A 21,883-nucleotide genomic window follows, 5' to 3' on the forward strand; every position below is an offset into this window, starting at 1 on the left:
CGGCGCCGACGCTGGGCGACCCAACAGCCTTCTGCCGTTTACCCATTACCGGTAGCCGCACCCGCATCGGGAAACGTAGGCTCTGGCCGCCGAGACGGGAGACGACGATACATGCCACCCCTGGATCCGGTTTGTAGCCGTACGCAGCACCGTGACATCGATTTCGGGGTAATTTGTCCGCGGGTTCGGTCGTACCGCCTTGAGGAGGAATACGTGGGCACATCGGAAAAGGCGTCCAAGTCGCGCACCAGGCAGCCAATCATCCACCTCTCGCAACTGCTGCGCGCGCCCGTGCTGGCGCGCTCCGGCGAAACGGTGGGCCGGGTCGAAGATGTGATCGTGCGGCTGCGCGGAGCCGAGGAGTACCCGCTGGTGGCGGGGATCGTGGCCGGGGTCGGCGGGCGTCGGGTCTTCATCGGCGACAAATCCATTTTCCAATACTCCGCGGACCGAGTTCTGTTGGCCAAGAACAAGATCGACCTTCGCAGCTTCGGACGCCGCGAGGGTGAGGTGCTATTGCGCACCGATGTGTTGGGCCATCGGTTGATCGACGTGGCAACCGTCGAGCTGGTGCGCGCCTATGACGTCGAACTGGAACAGACCGGCGAAGGCTGGACGGTTACCCGCCTGGACACCCGCCGTCCACCACGATTGTTCGGGTTGATCAAGCATTCGGGGGGACATGCATCTCGCGATTGGAAGGCGTTCGAGCCGCTGATCGGCCACGCCCGTTCCGATGCGGTGCGGCGCCTGTCGGATCGGTTCGGCGAACTCAAGGCCGCGGAGATCGCCGATCTTCTCGAAGAGGCGGACAAAGCCGAGGGCGGCGAGATCCTCGACAGGGTGCACAGCGACCCGGAACTGGAAGCCGACGTCTTCGAAGAACTGGACCCGGAAAAGGCCAGCCGGCTGCTCGACGACAAGCCGGACGACGAGGTCGCCGCGCTGTTGGGCCGGATGCGCGCCGACGACGCCGCCGATGCGATCGCCGACCTGCGCCAGTCACGGCGCCGCCGCGTGCTCGACCTGATGCCCGCCCCACAGCGCACCAAAGTCATCACCTTGATGGGTTTCAACCCAGAAAGCGCCGGCGGGCTGATGAACGTCGACTCTGTCACGTGTTCGGCCACCGCCACGGCGGGCGAAGCGTTGGCGCTGATCGCCGCGTCGCGCGGCATCCAGCCCGAAGCGCTCATCAAAGTACACGTGCTCGATGCGGACAAACGGCTTGACGGCGTGGTCTCCGTGATCACCCTCCTGCAGGTTGATGCCGCTGAAACCCTTGGGGCACTGATGGATTCCGACCCGGTGCGGGTCAACGCCGATGCGGACCTGACCGACATAGCGCTGCTGATGGCCGATTTCAATCTCTACTCCATCCCCGTCGTCGACGAGCAGGACCGCCTGCTCGGAGTGGTGACCGTCGATGACGTGCTCGAGGCGACCATCCCCGAGGACTGGCGCCGCCGAGAGCCCGCCCCACGCCCGATCCGCGAGATCACCGCTTCCGACGATCGCGACACACCGTTGACGGGAGGTAACGCGCAGTGAGCTCAGGCGGCGAGAACACCACCGAGGCCGAAGTGCCGGCGGTCGACGTTCACCGCTCCGAGCGGACGGAGCCGCCGCGCACCGCGGTGCTCGACAGCGCTCACGTGGGCGACATCGAGGGTGCGTTCGGGCGCATCAGCGTCGGCGAAACCGAGCACGCCCGCACTTGGCGGACGCGGCTGCTGACCCTGCTCGCGATCGTCGGACCCGGAATCATCGTGATGGTCGGTGACAACGATGCGGGCGGGGTGGCCACCTATGCCCAGGCCGGGCAGAATTACGGCTACTCCCTGCTGTGGGTGTTGCTGCTGCTGGTGCCCGTGCTCATCGTCAACCAAGAGATGGTGGTGCGACTCGGTGCGGTCACCGGGGTGGGACACGCCCGGCTGATCAACGAACGCTTCGGCCGCGGCTGGGGCTGGTTTTCCGTCGGCGACCTGTTCTTGCTCAACTTCTTGACGATCGTCACCGAGTTCATCGGCATCAGCCTGGCCGCGGAGTACATGGGCGTCTCCAAATACGTTGTGGTACCGATCTCGGCGGTGGCGTTGGTGGCGATCATGGCCAGCGGCAGCTTCCGACGATGGGAACGCGCCATGTTCGTTTTCATCGCCGTCACACTCCTGCAGATCCCGATGCTGCTGATGTCACACCCGCAGTGGGGCCATGCCGTGAAGTCCCTTGTGGTGCCCAGTATTTCGGGTGGGATCAGCTCGGATGCGGTGCTGTTGATCATCGCCATTGTCGGCACCACCGTGGCACCATGGCAGCTGTTTTTCCAGCAGTCCAACGTCGTCGACAAGCGCATCACGCCTCGGTTCATGGGCTACGAACGCGTGGACACGGTGCTGGGGGCGTTTGTCGTGGTGATCGGGGCCGCGGCGCTGGTGATGACCGGCGACTGGGCCGCGCGGTCCGCCGGCACCGTGGGTGGCTTCACCGACGCCGGCGCCACCGCCCATCTGCTCGGCCAACACCGCGAGACGCTTGGCTGGATCTTCGCGATCGTGCTGATGGACGCCTCGATCATCGGCGCCGCCGCGGTGACCCTGGCCACCAGTTACGCCTTTGGTGACGTGTTCGGATTGAAGCATTCGCTGCACCGCGGCTTCGGCGACGCCAAACAGTTCTACCTGTCCTACACGGCAATGGTGGTGGTGGCCGCGGCTATCGTGCTGATTCCCGGCGCCCCCCTCGGGTTGATCACCACCGCCGTGCAAGCCCTTGCCGGTCTACTGTTGCCCAGCGCCAGCGTCTTCCTGCTGCTGCTATGCAATGATCGAGAAGTATTGGGCCCCTGGGTGAATCGCCCCTGGCTCAACTGGGTCGCCGGGCTGATCGTGGGTACGCTACTGCTGCTGTCAGGCATCTTGATGGCCACCACGTTGTTTCCCAAAATCGATGTCGTGGCGGTTGCCGGCTATCTGGTTTTGGCCATGGTCGTATTCGGCGTCGCGGCTGTGCCCGCGCTGCGCTGGGCGGCCCGCCGCCAGCCCGCGCGACCCGCCGTGCGGCTTCCGGCCCGCGGCGTCGACCGCAGGGCCTGGCGGATGCCGCCGTTGACACTGCTCGAGCCGGTGGTCTGGTCATCCGGAACCCGACTCGCGATGATCGCGCTGCGCGCCTATTTGGTTGTCGGGGCGTTACTCCTGGTGGTCAAGGCGATCCAGCTCAGCCGCTGACCGCTTGGATCGCGCGGGCCACGTCGCCGTATCGCTCGAAGCGATCCTGATCGGCCACGGAGTTGTACATCACCAAACGCGTTGCCGTGCCGGAGTATTTGTCGATCAACGCGTCGGCCAACCCGTCCCAGCTCGACTCGGTGGCGAAGACGGCGATGTGCTCGTCGCTGACCTGGGCCGCCATCTCGGCGAAGTCACCGGCCTTCTGCTTCTCCCGAATCCGGGCCGTCGTGCCCTCGAAACCGGCCTCGTCCCAAATGAACGCGTAGTTGGGCGTGCTTCCGTAGAAGGCCATGCTGGCGCGCACGATTTCGCGCTGCTTGTCGCGTTCCTCGTCGCTGTCGCCGACGATCGTCATGACGGGCACGATGATCGCGATGTCCGACGGCGAACGACCGGCCTTCGCCGCCCCTTCGGCGACCGTCGGCAGGACGTGACGGGCCAGGTAGCCCGGTTCGCCGATCGGATGGACGTGCACCCCGTCGGCCACCTCGCCCGCCATCCGCAACATCCACGGATTCACCGCCGCGATATCGACTTTCGGGTCGGGAGCGTCGATGGGCCCCGGGCTCCACTGCGGGGTGATGAAGTCGAGATCGTAGAAATCACCGTGGTGGTCGAGCGTCCCGGAGCGGAACGCCGTAAAACATGCCTTCACGGCGAGCAAGTAGTCGCGCAGCCGGGGACCCGGCCGTTCGAAGGCCGTGCCGTAGCGCCGCACGACGTGGGTGCGCACCTGGGTTCCCAAACCCAGGCGGAACTTTCCCTTGGTTGCCTCCTGCAGTTCCCATGCCGCAGCGGCGGTGACGAAGGGACTGCGCGGGAAGGCCACCGCGACGCCCGTGGACAGCTCGAGCTCGGGGGCCGCCTGCGACGCGACGGCGGCGTTCAGGTAGGCGGTGCGGCCCGTCTCGGTGAACAACAGACCGGAGAACCCGGCGGATTGGGTTCGTCGGGCGAGTTCGCCGATTTGGCCGAGCGGCTGGGGGGTCGTCATCGCGTCGACATGCATGGTGGGAGCCTACGTCGCGGATAAGGGCGAACGATCCGCGGCGCGTCAGCCTCTTGCCGGACGACCGGCCCACGGTGTTAGCTCTGTAGTCATCAGCAACCATCGGTATTTCTCTAAACGAGAGGTTCACGAACATGCTTCGTGGATTATTCATTGCCGGAGCAACCGCAGTGAGGATTGCCGGGAACGACGGCATCGCTTGCACAGTGTGGCACTGAAATGAGGTGGCACATAACGTGTTTCGATGCCGGACGGGGTTCCCGGTGGTGCGCCGTGGTCGCATTCGGGTGTGCGGGGCTGATAACTTGCGGGTCGCAGCACGCCGCCGCGACCACCGCGCCGGCCGCACCAGCGTGCGTCGGGCTGTCGATATGCCCGCCACCGCCACCGGATGCCGAGGGCAATCCGGGGTGTTACTACTCGGACGGCTGGCGCGCCGACGCCTCAGGGGCGGGGATCGAAGTGTGGTACTTCCAAGACCCGCAAAGCCCGTCGAAACCGGACAAGGTCACGACGGTGGTTCGCAAGAAAGATGGCACCACCGAATCGCAGGACGCCCACATCGAGGCCGGCCAACAAGTGCATCGCTTCGAATTTCCGGCCACACCACCATCCGCGGTTGACGAAGTCCTGTTCGTCAGCGGCACGGTCCGTTGCTTCGTGATCGGGCCGGCGGGCTGACGCCCGGGCGCTTCAGCGCTTCGTCGGCCGGTGGCTCACGGGGGCGGTGAATCCTTCGGTGTCATCGAAGGAGGCCCACTGCCCGTCGTCGTTGACCTCCATGCGCCAACCCAGCTCGGTATTGCCGCCGACCGAGTGGACGAACCAGGTGTGTGCGGCCTCCGCGTTGGCGAAATTCTTCGTCGCGACCACCCGCCCATGTGGGTCGATGACGCGAAACTCAACCATGGAAGCTAAGTATCCCTGCCAGCGACTTTTCAATCCCAAAAAATCGCCGATTCGCCGGTAAAAACCGGTCTACACCGTGCGGGCCAGCCGGTCGGCCAGCAGCCCGGCAAAACGTGCCGGATCATCGAGTGCGCCGCCTTCGGCGAGAAGTGCTGTGCCGTAGAGCAATTCCGCGGTCTCGGCGATTGACGGGTCGTCACTGCGGTCCTGGTGTGCCTGGCGCAAACCGGTGACGAGCGGGTGGTTCGGATTTAGTTCGAGGATCCGCTTCCCCACCGGAATCTCCTGCCCCGAGGCGCGGTAGAGGCGCGCGAGCGCGGGCGTGATCCCGAAGGCGTCGGTGATCAGGCAGGCGGGCGAGTCGGTCAGTCGGGTGGAGAGGCGGACTTCCTTGACGTGGTCGGCCAGGGTGTCCTTCATCCAGGTGAGCAGGTCGGCGAATTCCTTCTGCTGTTCTTCGCGCTCGGCCTCGCTCTCGGCACCCTCGGAGCTGAGGTCCACCTCGCCCTTGGCGATCGACTGCAGCGGCTTGCCGTCGAATTCGGTCACCGTTCCCACCCAGACCTCGTCGACCGGGTCGGTGAGCAGAAGCACCTCGTAGCCCTTGGCCTTGAACGCCTCGAGGTGCGGCGACTTCAGGATCTGCTGACGCGTGTCCCCCGTGGCGTAGAAGATCTGCGTCTGCCCCTCCTTCATGCGCTCCACATACTGGGCGAGCGTGGTGGGTTCCTCCTCGCTGTGCGTCGAGGCGAACGAAGAGATCTGCAGCAGGGTGTCCTGGTTGTCGAAGTCCGACAGCAGGCCCTCCTTGACGACCCTGCCGAACTGGGTCCAGAAGGTCCGATAGTCGTCGGGGCGCTCGGACTGCAGGTCCTTGATGGTGGAGAGGACCTTCTTGGTCAACCGGCGCCGGATGGCGTTGATCTGCCGATCCTGTTGCAGGATCTCGCGCGAGACGTTGAGCGACATGTCCTGCGCGTCCACCACCCCCTTGACGAAGCGCAGGTACTCGGGCATGAGCTGGTCGCAGTCACCCATGATGAACACGCGCTTGACGTAGAGCTGGATGCCGGTCTGGGCATCGCGGTTGAACAGGTCGAACGGCGCGTGGGACGGAATGAACAGCAGCGCCTGATACTCGAAGGTGCCCTCGGCCTTCATCGCGATGACCTCGAGCGGGTCGTCCCAGGCGTGCGCGATGTGCTTGTAGAACTCCTTGTACTCCTCCTCGGAGACCTCGTCTTTGGGCCTGGCCCACAGCGCCTTCATCGAGTTGAGGGTCTCGGTCTCGATGACGACGGTCTCCTCGCCGCCCGCCCCTTCTTCGTCCGAGGCGGCCGGCTCCCGCCGCTCGACCTCCATCCGGATGGGCCAAGCGATGAAGTCGGAGTACTTCTTGACCAGGCCCCGGAGCTTGAACTCCGAGGTGTAGTCGTGCAGCTCGTCCTCGACGTCCTCGGGCTTGAGGTGCAGGATGACCGACGTTCCCTGCGGCGCGCCGTCGACCGATTCGATGGTGTAGGTGCCCTCGCCGCTGGACTCCCATTTGGTGGCGTCGCTCTCACCGGCCTTGCGGGTCAGCAGTTCGACCTTGTCGGCGACCATGAAGCTCGAATAGAAACCGATGCCGAACTGGCCGATGAGTTCCTCGGAGGCGGCTTCGTTCTTGGCGTTCTTGGCCTCGCGCAGTTGCTGGCGCAGCTCGGCCGTCCCCGACTTGGCCAGTGTGCCGATCAGATCGATGACTTCGGCGCGGGTCATCCCGATGCCGTTGTCGCGGACGGTCAGGGTGCGAGCTTGGTGGTCGACGTCGATCTCGATGTGCAGGTCGGAGGTGTCGACATCGAGGTCTTTGTTCCGGAACCCTTCAAGCCGCAGCTTGTCCAGCGCATCGGATGCGTTGGAGATCAGCTCCCGCAGGAACGAGTCCTTGTTGGAGTAGACGGAGTGGACCATCAGATCCAGCAGTTGCCGAGCCTCTGCTTGAAACTCCAACTGCTCGACGCGCGCGTTCATGACATTCCCTTCGACAACATGACGCTCCAAATTTACCGAGCCGCCGGCCACTGGTGTTCGGTGGACCCGTCCTCTTGGGCGCGACCGGCTCTACGCTGAACGCATGTCTGTTGCTCAGCGCGAACGCGCCGCCCTCGTGGAGACCATGCGCGGCGTCGGTCCGGACGCACCCACGCTGTGCGAAGGCTGGACGACACGCGACCTGGCCGCCCACCTGGTGATCCGGGAGTATCGCCCCGATGCGGCCCCGGGCATCCTGATCCCGCTCTTCGCCTCGCATACCGCCAGGGTGCAGAACCAGGTGAGCGAGCGGACCGAGTGGGACGAGCTGGTCGGCAAGGTCGCCGCCGGTCCACCGGTGTACTCGCCGCTCAAGCTGCTCGACCCGGTGGCCAACGTCGCCGAGATGTTCATCCACCACGAGGATGTGCGCCGCGCGCAGCCCGACTGGCAGCCGCGCGCGCTGGAGCCCGCCCTGAGCACGATGCTGCGCCGCACTCTGCCGCTGATGGCCCGGCTCACCCTCGCCAAGGCGCCCGGCCGGGTGGCGTTGCGCACCCCGCAGGGTAAGACGTTGCTCACCGCCGGTCGGGGTCCGGCGGTGACGGTGACCGGATCGCCCGAGGAACTGCTGCTGTTCTCCGTCGGGCGCGCGGCCCAGGTCGAATTCGACGGCGATGCCGCGGCGGTGCAGGCGGTTCGCGATGCGCCCAAGGGGCTCTAGCCCGCTCGTTGTCACGTGGGCCAGCTGGGCGCGGCCGTAACGTGGTCCGCGGCCGTAACGCCACGGCGAAAATTCCACGCGGATCTCGCCGTGGCGTTACGAACGCGGGAGCGAGGGATACCCGGCCGGGCCCGATTCACCCGAAAGCCTTGCGCAGGTCTTTCTTGATCACCTTGCCGAATTGATTACGCGGTAGCGTATCGACGACCACCAGATGCTCGGGGTGCTTGTAACGGCTCAGACCCCGTGATTGGCAGTGTCGCACAAGGGATTCCAGCGATACACCATCGGCCGCTGCGGGCACCACCACGGCACAGACGCGTTCACCGGTGCGCGGGTCGGGGATCCCGATGACGGCGACGTCGGCGACGGCGGGATGGGTGGCGAGCGTATTTTCGATCTCGAGGGCGGAGATGTTCTCCGCGTTGCGGATGATCGCGTCTTTGGTGCGACCCGTGACACGGACATTGCCGTCCGCATCGATCAGGCCGAGATCGCCTGTGCGCAGCCAGCCGTCGCCGTCGAACGCATCGGCGTCAAGGGCCGGATCGGCATAGCCGAGGAAACATTGGCGCCCCTTGAGTCGCAGCTCCCCCTCCTGTCCGGCGGCCAGTTCGACGCCCCGGCCATCGACCACACGGACCTTGACCCCGGGCACCGGCGGGCCGACGGTATGGTCGAGCACCTCCGGTGGTGCGGTCAGTGAAGGCGAGGTCGCGCAGGGAAACTCGGTCATCCCCCACGCGTTGGCGATCCCGGCCACGCCGAAGGTTTCGCGGACGTGACGTCCCAATTCGGCGGTGATGGGTGCGCCTCCAGCCAGACAGCCCCGCACCGATGAGAACAACCGCCGATCACCGTGGGCCCGTTGGGCTTCGAGGAATGCCACGAAGAACGGGGTCGCGGTGCCCAGGAACGTCGGATTGTGGGCGGCGATGGCCAGCGGCGTCGTGACCGGATCGAACGTCTCGAACAGTGCGAGCCGCATGCCGGTCAGCAATGCGGTGGCCAGCATCGCGGCCCCGCCGATGTGAGCGATGGGGAAGGCGACGGGGTCCACGTCGCTGCTCGTGGCCCCCACCATGCCCACCACTCCCGCCGAGCCGGCGATGACCGAGGTGTCCGTATGGCGGATCCCTTTGGGGGCCGCGGTGGTCCCGGAGGAGTAGTACACCCAGCGGGCGTCGTCGGCCGATGTCGGGGGTTCGGGGAGGGGACCGGGGTCGGCGCGGGGCAGCCGCAGCTCACCGGCCGGGGGTGTTGCCAGATCGAGGGTGATGACCTGAAAACCTTTGTCCCGCGCCAGCTCACGAGCCAGCCCGCCGTGATCGAAACCGCGCCAAACCTCCGGCACCACAAAGAATTCGGTGTTCAACTGGCCGGTGATGAAACCAAGCTCGCTTTCCCGAAGCAACGGGATGATCGGATTTTGCACCGCGCCGAGTCGGGCCAGTGCGGCCATCACCACCATGGTTTCCAGCATGGTGGGCAGCTGCCAGGACACCACAGTGCCCGCGCGGACTCCTCGTTCGGCGAGCGCGGCAGCGGTTGCGGACGCGGCATCGTAAAACTGACGTGCGGTCAGGCTGCGACCGTGCTCGTCGGCGAGAAGCGGCCGGGTCGATTCCCGCTGCGCCGCATCGGCAATCAGCGTCCAGAAGGTGACCGCACCGCCCCCCACCGACGTCACCCGGCTGACGGATCAGTGGAGGGTGGACGAAATCCCGAGTGCGCGACGGCGACCGACACGCCGGTGCCGATCGGGCCCTTCTCGTCGACCAGGACCGCCGAGCCGCTGGCCACCCCGTCGTGGCTGTGCTGAGTGAGGGAGGCAAGCCCGATATACGCGCCCTCGGGCAGCCGGGTCAGCGTAAGCGTGTAGTCGACATTGATGAACTCCAGGGAGTTGGTGCCCCAGTTGGCAATCGAGGCCGTGATGTCGCCGGCCATCGCCGCGCGGGTGAAGGCGGTGAGCGGTTGGTCGTCGATCAACGGGCGATTCTCGTGTAACCACGTGTATTTCGGGCCCTCGGTCTGGGGCCAGTCCGGATCGGGGTTCTGCACCTCCGAACCCCAGCCGTAGGTTCGCATGAAAAGCGTCGGGTACGACTGGCCCAGCGGTAGCGGCGGCATCTGCACCGGTGGCGACCAGATTTGTCCGTCGGGCTGCGGGCCGCGCCGCAAGAACAGTGCGCTGGCCTGTGCCACGGGGGCGCCCTCCTGGGTGATGACGGCCTCGACCAGCCGTAATCGCCGACGGTCCTGGCGCACCTCGGTGTGCACCTCGAGTGGTTTTAGCGCCGTCGGCCGGGGCAGGTCGACCGTTAACCGCGCCGGTTGCAGGTGCGCGTCTGGAGCGGCCCGCTCGACCGCCCACGCCAGGAGACCGCCGACAACGTGGCCGCTCAGCGAGGGGCCCCACCCGCCGCGCGCGATTTCGGTTGGTACAAAGTACTTTTCGTCGCGCACAAAGTACGGCACCGGTTGCGCCGATTGAGCTTCATCCGGCACGATATTGGGCTCGGCCACTGCATGACCCTTCGCGTGATGGGATTGCGGACCTCTGCCGAGACCCGCAACCGTGAATGTTACAGTTGCGCTTCCAGTCGCTGGATGCGCACCGCGCCGATCAGCCGATTGCCGCGCCCACCAAGTGACCGATCACGTAGGTGACCGTCAACGCGAGGCTGCCCCCAAGGACGTTGCGGAGCACGGCGCGCAGCTTTGGCGCCCCACCCAAACCGGCCGAGACCGCTCCGGTGATCACCAACGCCAGGAGCACCGTCGCCACGGTGACGGGGATTCTCCACGTCGTCGGCGGGGCCAAGATGGCGATCAACGGCAACAGGGCGCCGATCGCAAACGACAGCGCCGACGACGATGCCGCCTGCCACGGACTGGTCAGCTCCTCGGGATTGATGCCGAGTTCGACCTCAGCATGGGCCAGCAACGGATTCTGATCGGTGAGTTCCTCCGCAACGGTGCGCGCGGTGGCCGCCGTCAGGCCTTTCGCTTCGTAGAGGGTGGCGAGCTCGTCCAGTTCGGCGGCCGGATCGTCGCGCAATTCGTGGCGCTCCTGGCGCAGCAGCGCCTTCTCGGTGTCGCGCTGGGTGCTGACGGATACGTATTCGCCCAGCGCCATCGACACCGCGCCGGCGACCAGTCCGGCGCTCCCGGCGGTCAAGATCGGAGCTCGCAGGGTCGTCGCCGCCGCGACTCCCACGACGATGCCCGCGGTGGAGACGATTCCGTCGTTGGCGCCCAGCACACCCGCACGCAGCCAGTTCAACTTCGACGACACCGACCCGACATGCGGTTCGGCCGGATGTGACCTGCTCGACACGGCGGCAACGATATAGAGGAAAGCCCCGCCCGACCAGCCAACCTAGCCTTGCCAAACCCGCGCGGGCACCCCCGTGTGCCTGCTGGGGCCATTGTGGCTGGTAGGACTTTTGACCCCTGTGCGGTGGGCCTTTACGCCATGCCACAGGTGTCGCACGGCCCTCGCTTGAAGAGTCTCGATCAGGAAACATCGAGGTCACGGTTCGGTTGTTCCGACCGCCCACCGCTTGTGACCGAAGAGGAGACACGATGCCCACGCCCGGTATGGCGCCCCACCAGCGGGCCGCACGCGTGACCCCCCTCTACGCCGCAGCGCTGATCGTTACCGCCGTATCCGGACTCTGCGCACTCTTCGCGCTGGCCGCCGGCTCGCCGCTGCAATTCGGTGTCGCCCTGGCGATGCTCGGCGGAGGCTGGATCGCCGCCGACTTTCTCGACCGAACTGTTGAGCGCACGCATGAGCGGGCCGCCCCCCACACCGGGGTCAAGGCTCCCCCGCCGCTTGCCGGCTCTTGCCCCTGCCGCGTCGTGTATGTCGGTCGCCGCGAACAGGTTTCGCTAGCCCCGCCACGCGCCACGACCCGCGTGGCCGCCTGAACTCAGCCTTTGGTGCCGACGGTTAACAGGTCGGACACGAGGCGCGTCCAGACCGGCCGCGGGATCCGGTGCTGATCGCTGATCACGAACCCGGCGTTTTCGAAAAGTGCCCGCATCTCGGGCGCCGACGCGTTGTGTTGCGGCTTCCACCGACTCTGCGCAGACGACTGCAGCAGCGGTTGCCGCGTGCTCAAGGCCGAGACGGCGACCAGCCCGCCGGGCGCCAGTACCCGATGGAATTCGCGCAACGCCGCCGGCTGGTCGAAGAAGTGAAACGCCGAGGTCGTCACGACGGCATCGAGCGCGCCGTCGTCGAAGGGAAGCTGTTCGGCCGGGGCGCGCAACCACTGCACCCGATCCGATCTGGCCCGGGCCTGGTTGAGCATGCCGTCGGACATGTCGACACCGTAGATCTCGTCGGGATTCAGTTCGCGCTGGATCCGGTCACTGAGAATCCCTGTGCCGCAGGCGATATCGACGACCTTTCGCGCCCCATGGTTGCGCAGCTGGGCGATCACCTCGTTGTGCGGAGGTCGGTACACCCACTGCTGCAGGAACGGCAGATCGTAAGCGGGCGCCAAAAAGCTCCACACCCGCGTGACGGCTTCGTTGAGCCCCCGGCGCTGCGGTGCGGTCACTTGGCCAGCACCGAGCTGTAGTAGATGGTGTCGGCCACCGACACGGAGTCGTTGGTCTGCGGAATCGAATCAAGGCCGGCGTCGGCCAGCAGCTGACTCATCTGGATGCCGACCGAATGCCAGCCCAGGTCGTCCAGGTATACGGCGACATCGTTGCGCGCGCCCTGGTAGCCGAGATCGCCGAATTCCAGGTCCAAGCCATGCTCACGCCATTTCGCGGTGGCCCTGCGCATCATCTCCTGCGCTTTCTCGGTGTCTACCTCTGACATATCCGGAATAGCTTCGCACGCCAGTCGGCTGCCGTCAGGGCTGAGCGCGGTGATGTTGTCCAACAGGCGGTCCTGCGCGTCCGGCGGCAGATAACCGAAGAGTCCCTCCGCGATCCATGCCGTGGGCCGGCTCTTGTCGAAGCCCCCGTCCACCAAGGCTTTTGGCCAGTCGTCACGCAGATCGACGGCGACCGTGCGCAGCTCGGCCTGTGGGGTAGCGCCCAGGGCGGCCAGCGCGGTGGCCTTGAATTCGATCACCTGCGGCTGGTCGATCTCGAACACCCTCATATCGGCGGGCCAGGCCAACCGGTAGGCGCGCGCATCGAGCCCAGAGGCCAAAATCACGGCCTGCCGGATCCCTGCCTGCGTCGCGGCGTGGAAGAAGGAGTCGAAGAAGCGGGTCCGGGCGGCCATCGCCGCGGGCATGTGTTCGAGTTTCCAGCCGGATTCGTGGTCGTCGACATCGGCGGCGACCACGTCGCCGGTGACCCAGCGCGTGAAAAAGTCCACGCCCACGGCACGAACCAGCGGCTCGGCGAAGCGGTCCTCAATCAGCGGGTTGTCGGCGTTGGTTGCGATCGCCCGCGCGGCTGCGACCATCGTGGCGGTCGCGCCCACACTGGTCGCCAGATCCCAGGTGTCGTTGTCTGTGCGTGGCATGCGGCTGTTGTCCCCCTCGGAATCACCGGTTACTTAGCCGGTATAACGACTGGCGCGCGGGTGGAGTTCCCACGCGCCCACCGTCCGGCGTTTCGCCGCCCCGAGGGTTGCGTTGCCGCAGCCAGACGATGTCTTAATGCGGTCCGGGGTGACCGGGCGCGCCCGGTCCGCCAGGTCCACCGGGGCCGCCAGGTCCACCCGGCCCGCCAGGTCCACCCGGTCCATTTGCGGCCGGGAGCAAGAACACGCATTCATTCAGATCGACGCTCCATCCCCAGCCCGGGGCGCAGTCACCGTCGGCGCGGCCGATCGCCGGCGTTTCGAGCACCGTCACCGGTAAGCCGGCCAACACGAGGGCGAACACGCCGACCATGTAGCGCCGCAGAGAATGTCTCATCGCCGACCTCACTTTGTCTTCGGGCAGGGCGGGCGGTGATGGCTCGTCACGTCCGGCCAAACCCGCGCACATCATTGTGCGGCAATCGACGCGTTGGCGTGCCGAATTGGCGGGCTTGAATGTTGTTGACAGCTGGCGTCTTCAGTCGGTCATCAATTCGAAGACGAGATGAGCCGATCGGCCAGCGAGAACAGATATCATGTTTCGTCGCAAGGAGATTCGACACCGATCAGGTGCGTCACCGTTCGGCCCGCGGTGGCGAGCGTGAGTGGGTTGGTCATCAGGTGATCCTCGCGGATAGGTGAACCGTGGTTCCGTCGGGGGCGGGCCGGATGTCGACATCGTGCATGAGGCTCCGCATGAGCGGGATGCCCCGGCCGCGACGAAGATGGGACGACGGCTGCGGAGCCTTCCACGAGCCGGTGTCCGTGATCGTCAACTGCACCTCGTCGCCCACCGCGATCGCATCCAGGCGAATCAGGCCCTCCGGCCTGTGGCGGTGGCCGTGCTCGATGGCGTTGGCGACGGCTTCCCCGGCGGCGACCAGCACGTTCAGGGCCTGGTCGGGGGCCATCCGGACGCGGGTCAACCAATTACGCAAGGCGTTGCGGATAGGTGCGAGCTGGCTGACGTCGGCGGGAAAGCTCAGCTCCAACGGGGCCGGATGGCGGTAGAGCAGGAGAACGACGTCGTCCTGGTATCCACCGCGCGGCGCGACACGGGACATGACCTGGTTCGCCAAATCGCCCAGTCCCAACGCTCGGCCATCCCGTGCGACGCCGGCGACGCGGGAGATACCCCGATCCAGCGGGCTGCCGCGACGCTCGATCAGACCGTCGGTGTAGAGCAGCAAGGTCGCGCGCGCCGGTATGGTCACCCGGGCTTCCGGACGCGCCCAGTCGCCCCGTATCCCCAGGGCGATGGCGTGACCGTCGTCGAGTATCTGGATGGTGCCGTCGCCGTGCACCAGAAGGGGTGGCGGGTGCCCCGCACTGGAGTAGACCAGTTCCCCGGTGTCGGGGGTGAGCACCGCGCAGACGGCGGTGGTGCATTGCGCGCCGGGCAGCCGTGCGGCGAAGCGATCCATCCCCGCGAGAGCTGCAGCGGGGCTTGGATTTTCGAACAACAGCGCACGACAAGCGCTGCGCACCTGACCCATCACGGCGGCGGCAGCGAGGCCATGGCCGACACAGTCGCCGACGACCAACGCGATGCGTCCGTCCTCGAGATCGACGATGTCGTACCAGTCACCGCCCACCTGCAGCGGCCGGGTGGCGGCCTGATAGCGCACCGCGAACCCGTTGGGCAGATCAGCCGGGCCGAGGATCGCGTGCTGCAGGGCCAGGGCGGTTTCGCGCTGCTGGTCGACTTGGTGCACCCGCTGCAGACCCTGACCGAGGCGCCCAGCCAGCACGGTGAGCAAGGTCTGGTCCTCCAGGGTGAACGGGCGTCGCTCGGTCAGGTCGATCCAGACGACGAGCACGCCCTCGGGGTGCTGCAGCGCGATGCCCGCCGTCCCCGGCTGCGGCGTGGTGGGTGTGAGGAAGTCGCCGTCGCGCAATGAGCCGAGCGCCCGTTGGGTAGAAGGCGGCAGGTCGGCCCACTCCGTGGGTTCGCCGACCGATACCACCTGTGGCGCGCCGAAGGCCGTCGCCGTCGGCGAGCTGCAGGTCGGGAAGGTGACGGCCAGAACACGGCGCGCCCGCCATCGCCTGCGCAATTCTTCCGCGGCGGCGTGTACCGCGTCATCGACAGTGTCGGCTTGGGCCAGTTCCTGGTTGAGCGCGTGCTCGCGGCCCGCCGCCAGCGCCAAAGCGATAGCGGCGTGCCGGGCGAAGTCACTGACGAGGTCGAGATAGTCGCTGCCGAAAGCGGGCCGGTGCGGGTCGCGTGCGACGGCGATGACACCCAGCACCACACCGTCGGCAATCAGCGGGATGACGATCGCCGGGCGTTCACCGACATCGGTGAACCCTTCGATCGGGTATTGGAAGGAATCGGTGATCAGCGGTAGACCACGGCGCGCGACACCGCCCGTGGTCGAGCCGTCCATCGGGACCTGCCGGCCAATCACCTCGGAGGAATACCGGCCCGCCGTCGCGGCGACCACCAGCGTGTCGACGTCGTCGGCGGGCGATTCCGGCTCCCGGGGGACCAGCAAGATCGCCTGCTCGGCGCCGGCCAACTCCAGCGCCCGGTTCACGATGAGCTGCAGTGGCCCCGTCTGCGGGTCGCCGGACAGCAGCGCGGTGGTGATCTCGCGGCTGGCCTTCATCCATTTGGCCGATTCACGCTCCCGCTCGAAGAGTCGCGCGTTGTCGATGGCGGCGGCGGCCGCCGTGGCCATCGCTCGGACGGCGCCCTCCTGCGAGTCGGTGAAGACTCGGCCGGGCCGGTCGTCGGCCAGGTAAAGGTTCCCGAAGTTGGCCGCCCGCACGGTGATCGGTATTCCGAGGAAGGCACGCATCGGCGGGTCGAGTGCGGACAGCCCGGCGGTCTGCGGATGGGCACTGAGATCGTCTACGCGCAGACCATCGCCGACCGCAAGGTCGGCGAGCCGCCGCGCTGTGTCGGCGTCGATTCCCGCATGCACGAAAGAAATCAGGCTGCCGTCGGGTGCACGGATACCCAGAGCGGCGTAGCGAGCGCCGGTCAGTTCCATCGCCGCGTTGAGGACTCGATGCATCGTCACGTCCAGGTCCAGATCGGAGCCGATCTCGGCGATGACCCGCACCAGTTGTTCCATCTGGTCGCGCGCTGCCTCCAACTCATCGAGCTGGTCGTGCATCTGGCTCACCAGTTCGCGCCGGCCCTGCCAGGTGGAGGCGGAGTCACCCCGGTCGCTGTCCATAGGCACCAACGGTAATCCGAGTAGTTGAGCGACCGATGCCGGACTGCATCCGTTTCCTTGGACGGGATTGTCACGTTGCGGGTCAGGTAGCTGGCAGCAGCCACGGTCACCGCTTCGCCGATAGGCTGACACCATGCCGAATGCCGATCGGGAATGGGCCGTGGCACAACAACTTCAACCGTTGTACCTGCTGGCGGACAGCCAGCTGCTGTTTTGGAAGCACCACGGCCGACTGCTTCTCGAGGCGGCCCTCGACGGCTTGGTCCGGGACGCACCGCTGGGCGCGGCCTACATCGGTGCCTCCAACGGGGATCGCCCGGAGTTCTACGAAATCTTCGAGGCCGCCATGGATGCGGTTGGAATCGCCGACCGTCGTATGATCACCTCGTCCTTCGGACCGGCCGACCGAGCGTTTCTGGAGAGCGCCCGGTTCATCGTCCTCGCCGGCGGCGATGTGCGTCTCGGCTGGAACATCTTCGAGAGAACCGGCATGAAGGACGCGATCCTGGGCCGGTACGCCGAAGGGGCTGTCCTCGTGGGTATTTCGGCCGGGGCGGTCCAGCTCGGACGCTGTGGAATCGTCGAGACGCCGGAATCATTCGGGACCGGCGTGTTCGACGTGTTCAATCTCGTCCCCATGGTGATCGACGTGCACGACGAACGAGCCGAGTGGGCGCGGCTGTCGCGGGCGATTCGATTGCTGAGTGGAGAGGCGACCGGGCTCGGCGTCCCTTCTGGCGGCGGAGTCGTCGTGCACGCGGATGGAACCGTCGAGCCCGTGCGCCGTCCCGCGCATACATTCGTCTTCGACGGCACTGTCGTCACGCACGCACTGTTGCCCGCCGACGTGGGCGACTGACCGCATAAACCGCCCGCAACACGGCACGCCAGTAATGTTGGCGGGCGAGACCATGACACACGCCTTCGACCTAACCGGACCCGACGGCCGCCCGCGGATCGTCGCCGATTTGCTGCGGCCCGATGCGTACGACCCGCCGGCCGACGACGTGCGCCTCCACGAAACGCACAGCTCGTGGGTGCTGCTCGCGGGCCCCTATGCCTACAAGCTCAAGAAGCCGGTGAACCTCGGCTTCCTCGACTTCACCAGCATCGAGCGGCGCCGCGCCGACTGTGACGAGGAGCTGCGCCTCAATCGGCGGTTCAGTCCACAGATGTACCTGGGAGTCGTCGAAGTCACCGAACAGGATGGCCACTACCGCATCGGTGGCGAGCCCGGGTCGGGCGAGCCGGCCGTGTGGATGCGGCGCCTGCCGGAGGACGGCATGCTGCCGGCCAAGCTCGCGCGCGGCGACGTCGACATGCATCTGGCGCGACGAATCGGTCGCACCCTGGCCAGGCTGCACGGTAGGGCCGAAACCGGCCCCGACATCGATGCGTACGGCAGCCCGGCGAGTGTGATCGCGAACTGGCGGGAGAACTTCGAGCAGATGGCCCCGTTCGTCGGGCGAACCATCGCGAACGACGTCAACGAGGACATCCGGACCTACGTCGACCGGTTCCTGCGGACACAGGCGCCGTTGCTCGAGCGGCGCGTGGCCCACGGGCACGTGCGGGATGGCCACGGCGACCTCCACGCCGCCAGCATCTGCATCGACGACGGTCAGATTCTGCTGTTCGACAGCTTGCAGTTCGCACCACGCTATCGGTGCGCCGACCTGGCCTCCGAAGTCGCCTTTCTGGCAATGGATTTGGAGTACCACGGCCGCGCAGACCTGGCATGGGGGTTCGTCGACTCCTACGTGCGCGCCAGCGGCGACGACGGGCTGCTTCGCCTGCTCGACTTCTATATCTGCTACCGAGCCTACGTACGCGGCAAGGTCCGCAGCCTGCGCCTGGAGCAGACCGAACAGGGATCCGGTGCTGAAGGGCATGAGCTCATCGCCGAGTCGCGGGCGTACTTCGACCTGGCCTGGGCGCACGCCGGTGGGCTGCCCCGCCCACCGATGGTGATCACCATAGGCCTGCCGGCAAGCGGCAAGACCACGCTGGCGCGCGCGCTCGCCGGCCGGCTCGGGCTGGTGCACCTCTCCTCGGACGTGGCGCGCAAGAGGATGGCGGGCATGGAACCCACCCAGCGCGGCAGCGATGAATTCGGTTCGGGGCTCTACGATCCGGCGATGACGCGGAGCACCTATGCCGCGCTACGCCGCGACGCCGCACGCTGGTTGCGCCGCGGCCGCGGCGTGGTCGTCGACGCGACGTTCAGCAATCCGGGCGAGCGCGCCCACATGCGGCAACTGGCGCACCGGCTTGGGGCCGACCTTCGCGTCGTGCTGTGCGACGCGGACGACGCCACCCTGATCGCGCGGCTCGAGCGGCGCGCCACCGAGAAGGGCATCGTCTCGGATGCGCGGATCGAGCTGTGGCCCGAGCTGCGAGCCGCGTTCACGCCACCCGACGAGCTCCCGTCGGTCCTGCGGGTGGACGCGACGCGTCGGATGGAGGAGACAATCGAGCAGGCGCTGGCGCTGCTGCGCGCGTCCTACCGCTGACGGCCTCGACCTCGTCGCGTGCGGTGCGCCGCCAGCACGTTGTCGTTGGCCAACGTTTGCGCCTGAGCGGCCAGCGTCGATGCCCTGTTGGCATGGGCGATCGCATCGGCGGCGTTGGTTGCTTGCTTGCCGTGCGCCGCCGCCAAATGCCGTTTCGCCTCGTCGAGCCGGGCCTGGGACTCGGTGCCGACGCTGTCGCGATGCCTGCCGACGTAGTCGGAAATCTGGCGCAATCGGGCGTCCGCGGTGGACAGCGCCTGCGGCAACGAATCTTCGCGGCCGTCAATGCCTGCCGGCCCATCGCTGCGGGCGACGCGCCGGCGGCGGCGCGCGCGATAGAGCACCAGAAACAGCGCGATCAGCACCACGACCACGAGGACGCCGACCGCGATCAGCAGCCACATCGGTTTCGACGAGCTGGCCGGCTGTGACGTGCTTGCCAATTTGTTCAACCCGTCGGCCGCGGCGACCGCGACACCGCTCCAGTCCTTGGCGCCCAGCACGGGTTCAATCTGGTTGCGCCGCAGGCTGTTTAACTCGGCCTCGGTCGGGCCTTGCGCCTGCGGCGGCACGGTGAACGTGTACCGCTTGGTGTTGACGGCCACCGCCAGCAGCGCGTCGTGGTCGCCCATTCCGCTGGCGCTGCGGGTTTTGTCGGCCCAGTTGTCGGGCTTGTACTGGGAGAAGTTGTCGACATAGACGACCCACAGTTGAATGTGCCGATCGCGATACAGCCGGTCGATCGCCGAGCTGACCGTCGCGCGACCCGGATCGGTCAAGACCCCGGCGGTGTCAGTGATGTGATCGGTGAGCGTGGGGGGCGGCTGCGCGCCGGCGGGGCTTGCCAGCGGCAACCCCGCTGTGAGGATCGTCAGGACGGCACCGAACAGGCGAACAACCCGCATAGAGGTAACTTAGCCGCCAATTCGCGGTGGGCGCGCGGGGTTCGAGCCCGCGATCCCACCGCATGCGGAGCCACTTTTCGGCACGGCGGCGACCAGCAGAACCCACCTGCGTCCTGCGGCCGCCATGACTTCTCGCGTACTAGACACCCAATGGTTACGCGCGTAACCTCTCGCGCGACGGCAGGATCCGCTGACGAAGGGCCACGAAATTGAGTACCACCATCCCCGTCTTCAACCCCTCCACCGAGGAGCAGATCACGGAGGTCCCCGATTCCGACCAGGCGGCCGTTGACGCCGCGGTGGCCCGCGCGCGTGAGACCTTCGAGTCGGGCGTGTGGCGCAAGGCGCCCGCGTCGCACCGGGCGAACGTGTTGTTCCGCGCCGCGCGGATCATCGAGGAACGCGCCGACGAGCTCGCCGCCCTCGAGGGCCAAGACAACGGCATGAACCTGACGGCCGCGCGGCACATCATCCCGGTGTCGGTCGACATGCTGAAGTACTACGCCGGCTGGGTCGGCAAGATCCACGGCGAGTCGGCCAATCTGGTGTCCGACGGCCTGCTCGGCACCTGGGAGACCTACCACACGTTCACCCAGCTCGAGCCGGTCGGCGTCGTCGGCCTCATCATCCCGTGGAACGGACCGTTTTTCGTCGCGATGCTCAAGGTCGCACCCGCGCTCGCGGCGGGGTGCAGCGCCGTGCTCAAGCCCGCCGAGGAGACGCCGCTGACCGCGCTGAAGCTCGAGGAGATCTTCCGCGAGGCCGGCCTGCCCGACGGCGTCCTGAACGTCATCACCGGCTACGGCAAGACCACAGGTGCCGCGCTCACCGCACATCCCGACGTCGACAAGATCTCGTTCACCGGGTCCACGGAGGTCGGACGGCTGATCGTCAAGGCGGCCGCGGGCAACCTCAAGCGGCTGACGCTCGAACTCGGTGGCAAGTCACCGCTGATCATGTTCGACGACGCCAACCTCGACAAGGCGATCATGGGGGCGGGCATGGGCCTGCTCGCCGGTTCGGGGCAGAACTGCTCGTGCACGTCGCGGATCTATGTCCAGCGCGGCATCTACGACCAGGTGGTCGAAGGCCTGGCCGGGTTCGCCCAGATGCTGCCGATGGGCGGCAGCGAAGATCCCGACTCGGTGCTCGGGCCGCTGATCAGCGACAAGCAGCGCAAACGCGTAGAAGGCATCGTCAACGACGGCGTGGCCGGCGGCGCGCAGGTGATCACCGGTGGCAGGCCGATGGACCGCAAGGGTTACTTCTACGAGGCGACGATCGTCACCGACACCACGCCCGACATGCGGCTCATCAAAGAGGAGATCTTCGGGCCGGTCGGCTGTGTGATCCCGTTCGACGACGAGGACGAGGTACTCGCCGCCGCGAACGACACGCACTACGGGCTCGCCGGATCCATCTGGACCGAGAACCTGTCCCGCGCCCACCGCGTCGTGAACGAGCTTCGCGCAGGCCAGGTTTGGGTGAACTCCTCACTCGCGGCGGACCCCTCGATGCCGATCAGCGGCCACAAGCAGTCGGGTTGGGGCGGCGAGCGCGGCCGCAAGGGCATCGAGGCCTACTTCAACACCAAGGCGGTCTACATCGGCCTGTGATCGGGACCTTGATCCGGCCTGTGAGCGCGCCTTGAGCGCCGCGGGCGTAACGGCACGGTGAAATTCGAGTGGATTTTTCGCCGTGGCGTTACGCCCGCGCATTTGGTTGCGTTGTTGACGCTTGCCGCGCTGCCTGTCCGAAATGATCTGGCCGAGCGAAAGACTGGGCAATAGCTATGCGCGCTGGCATGGTTGCGATCT

The 21,883-nt window shown here is 66.7% G+C and carries 18 protein-coding genes; 8 read left to right on the plus strand and 10 right to left on the minus strand.

Going from position 1 to position 21,883, the window contains the following annotated elements; genetic code table 11:
- Positions 1–213: 213 nt before the first annotated feature.
- Entirely contained in the window at positions 214–1,551 is a 1,338-nt protein-coding gene (locus tag EPN51_RS03695; RefSeq protein WP_293037302.1) for a CBS domain-containing protein, read from the plus strand.
- A 32-nt stretch (positions 1,552–1,583) separates the two neighbouring features.
- Positions 1,584–3,233, plus strand: coding sequence for an Nramp family divalent metal transporter (locus EPN51_RS03700; protein WP_293037683.1), 1,650 nt, complete (start codon positions 1,584–1,586; stop codon positions 3,231–3,233).
- Here EPN51_RS03700 and EPN51_RS03705 read toward each other — a convergent pair.
- Positions 3,223–4,245: a TIGR03617 family F420-dependent LLM class oxidoreductase gene (locus EPN51_RS03705; RefSeq protein ID WP_293037305.1), complete on the minus strand. Its 1,023-nt coding sequence runs from the start codon at positions 4,243–4,245 to the stop codon at positions 3,223–3,225. The genes EPN51_RS03700 and EPN51_RS03705 overlap by 11 nt on opposite strands.
- A gap of 273 nt (positions 4,246–4,518) precedes the next feature.
- On the opposite strand from EPN51_RS03705, the gene EPN51_RS03710 reads away from it, so the two are divergent.
- A complete protein-coding gene (locus tag EPN51_RS03710) occupies positions 4,519–4,926 on the plus strand; it encodes a hypothetical protein (protein WP_293037308.1) in 408 nt (135 codons plus the stop codon).
- 12 nt (positions 4,927–4,938) lie between these two features.
- Here EPN51_RS03710 and EPN51_RS03715 read toward each other — a convergent pair whose 3' ends face one another.
- On the minus strand, positions 4,939–5,154 hold the full coding sequence (locus EPN51_RS03715; protein ID WP_293037310.1) for a hypothetical protein: 216 nt from the start codon (positions 5,152–5,154) through the stop codon (positions 4,939–4,941).
- A gap of 69 nt (positions 5,155–5,223) precedes the next feature.
- On the minus strand, positions 5,224–7,170 hold the full coding sequence (gene htpG, locus EPN51_RS03720; protein WP_293037312.1) for a molecular chaperone HtpG: 1,947 nt from the start codon (positions 7,168–7,170) through the stop codon (positions 5,224–5,226).
- A 103-nt stretch (positions 7,171–7,273) separates the two neighbouring features.
- Here htpG and EPN51_RS03725 point away from each other — a divergent pair, with 103 nt between their 5' ends.
- Positions 7,274–7,894, plus strand: coding sequence for a TIGR03085 family metal-binding protein (locus EPN51_RS03725; RefSeq protein WP_293037315.1), 621 nt, complete (start codon positions 7,274–7,276; stop codon positions 7,892–7,894).
- Between the two features lie 136 nt (positions 7,895–8,030).
- On the opposite strand, the gene EPN51_RS03730 is transcribed toward EPN51_RS03725, so the two are convergent.
- The 3 genes from EPN51_RS03730 to EPN51_RS03740 all read right to left on the minus strand — a co-directional run bounded on the left by EPN51_RS03730 (position 8,031) and on the right by EPN51_RS03740 (position 11,237).
- On the minus strand, positions 8,031–9,575 hold the full coding sequence (locus EPN51_RS03730) for an AMP-binding protein (protein ID WP_293037687.1): 1,545 nt from the start codon (positions 9,573–9,575) through the stop codon (positions 8,031–8,033).
- Between the two features lie 5 nt (positions 9,576–9,580).
- Entirely contained in the window at positions 9,581–10,423 is an 843-nt protein-coding gene (locus EPN51_RS03735; protein ID WP_293037317.1) for a thioesterase family protein, read from the minus strand.
- A gap of 100 nt (positions 10,424–10,523) precedes the next feature.
- Entirely contained in the window at positions 10,524–11,237 is a 714-nt protein-coding gene (locus EPN51_RS03740) for a VIT family protein (RefSeq protein ID WP_293037319.1), read from the minus strand.
- Positions 11,238–11,485: 248 nt separating this feature from the next.
- Between EPN51_RS03740 and EPN51_RS03745 the strand changes: the two genes are divergently transcribed.
- The gene (locus EPN51_RS03745) at positions 11,486–11,833 is read left to right on the plus strand and encodes a hypothetical protein (protein WP_293037322.1); all 348 of its coding nucleotides are present in this window, start codon (positions 11,486–11,488) and stop codon (positions 11,831–11,833) included.
- A 2-nt stretch (positions 11,834–11,835) separates the two neighbouring features.
- On the opposite strand, the gene EPN51_RS03750 is transcribed toward EPN51_RS03745, so the two are convergent.
- The 3 genes from EPN51_RS03750 to EPN51_RS03760 form a co-directional block, all read right to left on the minus strand.
- A complete protein-coding gene (locus tag EPN51_RS03750) occupies positions 11,836–12,471 on the minus strand; it encodes a class I SAM-dependent methyltransferase (protein WP_293037324.1) in 636 nt (211 codons plus the stop codon).
- Complete coding sequence (locus tag EPN51_RS03755) at positions 12,468–13,400, minus strand: class I SAM-dependent methyltransferase (protein ID WP_293037327.1); 933 nt, start codon at positions 13,398–13,400, stop codon at positions 12,468–12,470. Before EPN51_RS03755 ends, EPN51_RS03750 begins: the two co-directional genes overlap by 4 nt.
- Before the next feature lie 677 nt (positions 13,401–14,077).
- Complete coding sequence (locus EPN51_RS03760; protein ID WP_293037329.1) at positions 14,078–16,648, minus strand: SpoIIE family protein phosphatase; 2,571 nt, start codon at positions 16,646–16,648, stop codon at positions 14,078–14,080.
- 133 nt (positions 16,649–16,781) lie between these two features.
- Here EPN51_RS03760 and EPN51_RS03765 point away from each other — a divergent pair, with 133 nt between their 5' ends.
- Entirely contained in the window at positions 16,782–17,507 is a 726-nt protein-coding gene (locus EPN51_RS03765) for a Type 1 glutamine amidotransferase-like domain-containing protein (protein ID WP_293037331.1), read from the plus strand.
- Between the two features lie 52 nt (positions 17,508–17,559).
- Complete coding sequence (locus tag EPN51_RS03770) at positions 17,560–19,161, plus strand: bifunctional aminoglycoside phosphotransferase/ATP-binding protein (protein ID WP_293037334.1); 1,602 nt, start codon at positions 17,560–17,562, stop codon at positions 19,159–19,161.
- On the opposite strand, the gene EPN51_RS03775 is transcribed toward EPN51_RS03770, so the two are convergent.
- The gene (locus EPN51_RS03775; RefSeq protein ID WP_293037336.1) at positions 19,152–20,066 is read right to left on the minus strand and encodes a YgcG family protein; all 915 of its coding nucleotides are present in this window, start codon (positions 20,064–20,066) and stop codon (positions 19,152–19,154) included. The genes EPN51_RS03770 and EPN51_RS03775 overlap by 10 nt on opposite strands.
- Positions 20,067–20,275: 209 nt before the next feature.
- Between EPN51_RS03775 and EPN51_RS03780 the strand changes: the two genes are divergently transcribed.
- Positions 20,276–21,682 (plus strand): aldehyde dehydrogenase family protein, encoded by a 1,407-nt coding sequence (locus EPN51_RS03780; RefSeq protein ID WP_293037338.1) that lies wholly within the window; start codon positions 20,276–20,278, stop codon positions 21,680–21,682.
- Positions 21,683–21,883: the final 201 nt, after the last annotated feature.

Source organism: Mycobacterium sp., assembly GCF_004298145.1.
Lineage (GTDB): Bacteria > Actinomycetota > Actinomycetes > Mycobacteriales > Mycobacteriaceae > Mycobacterium.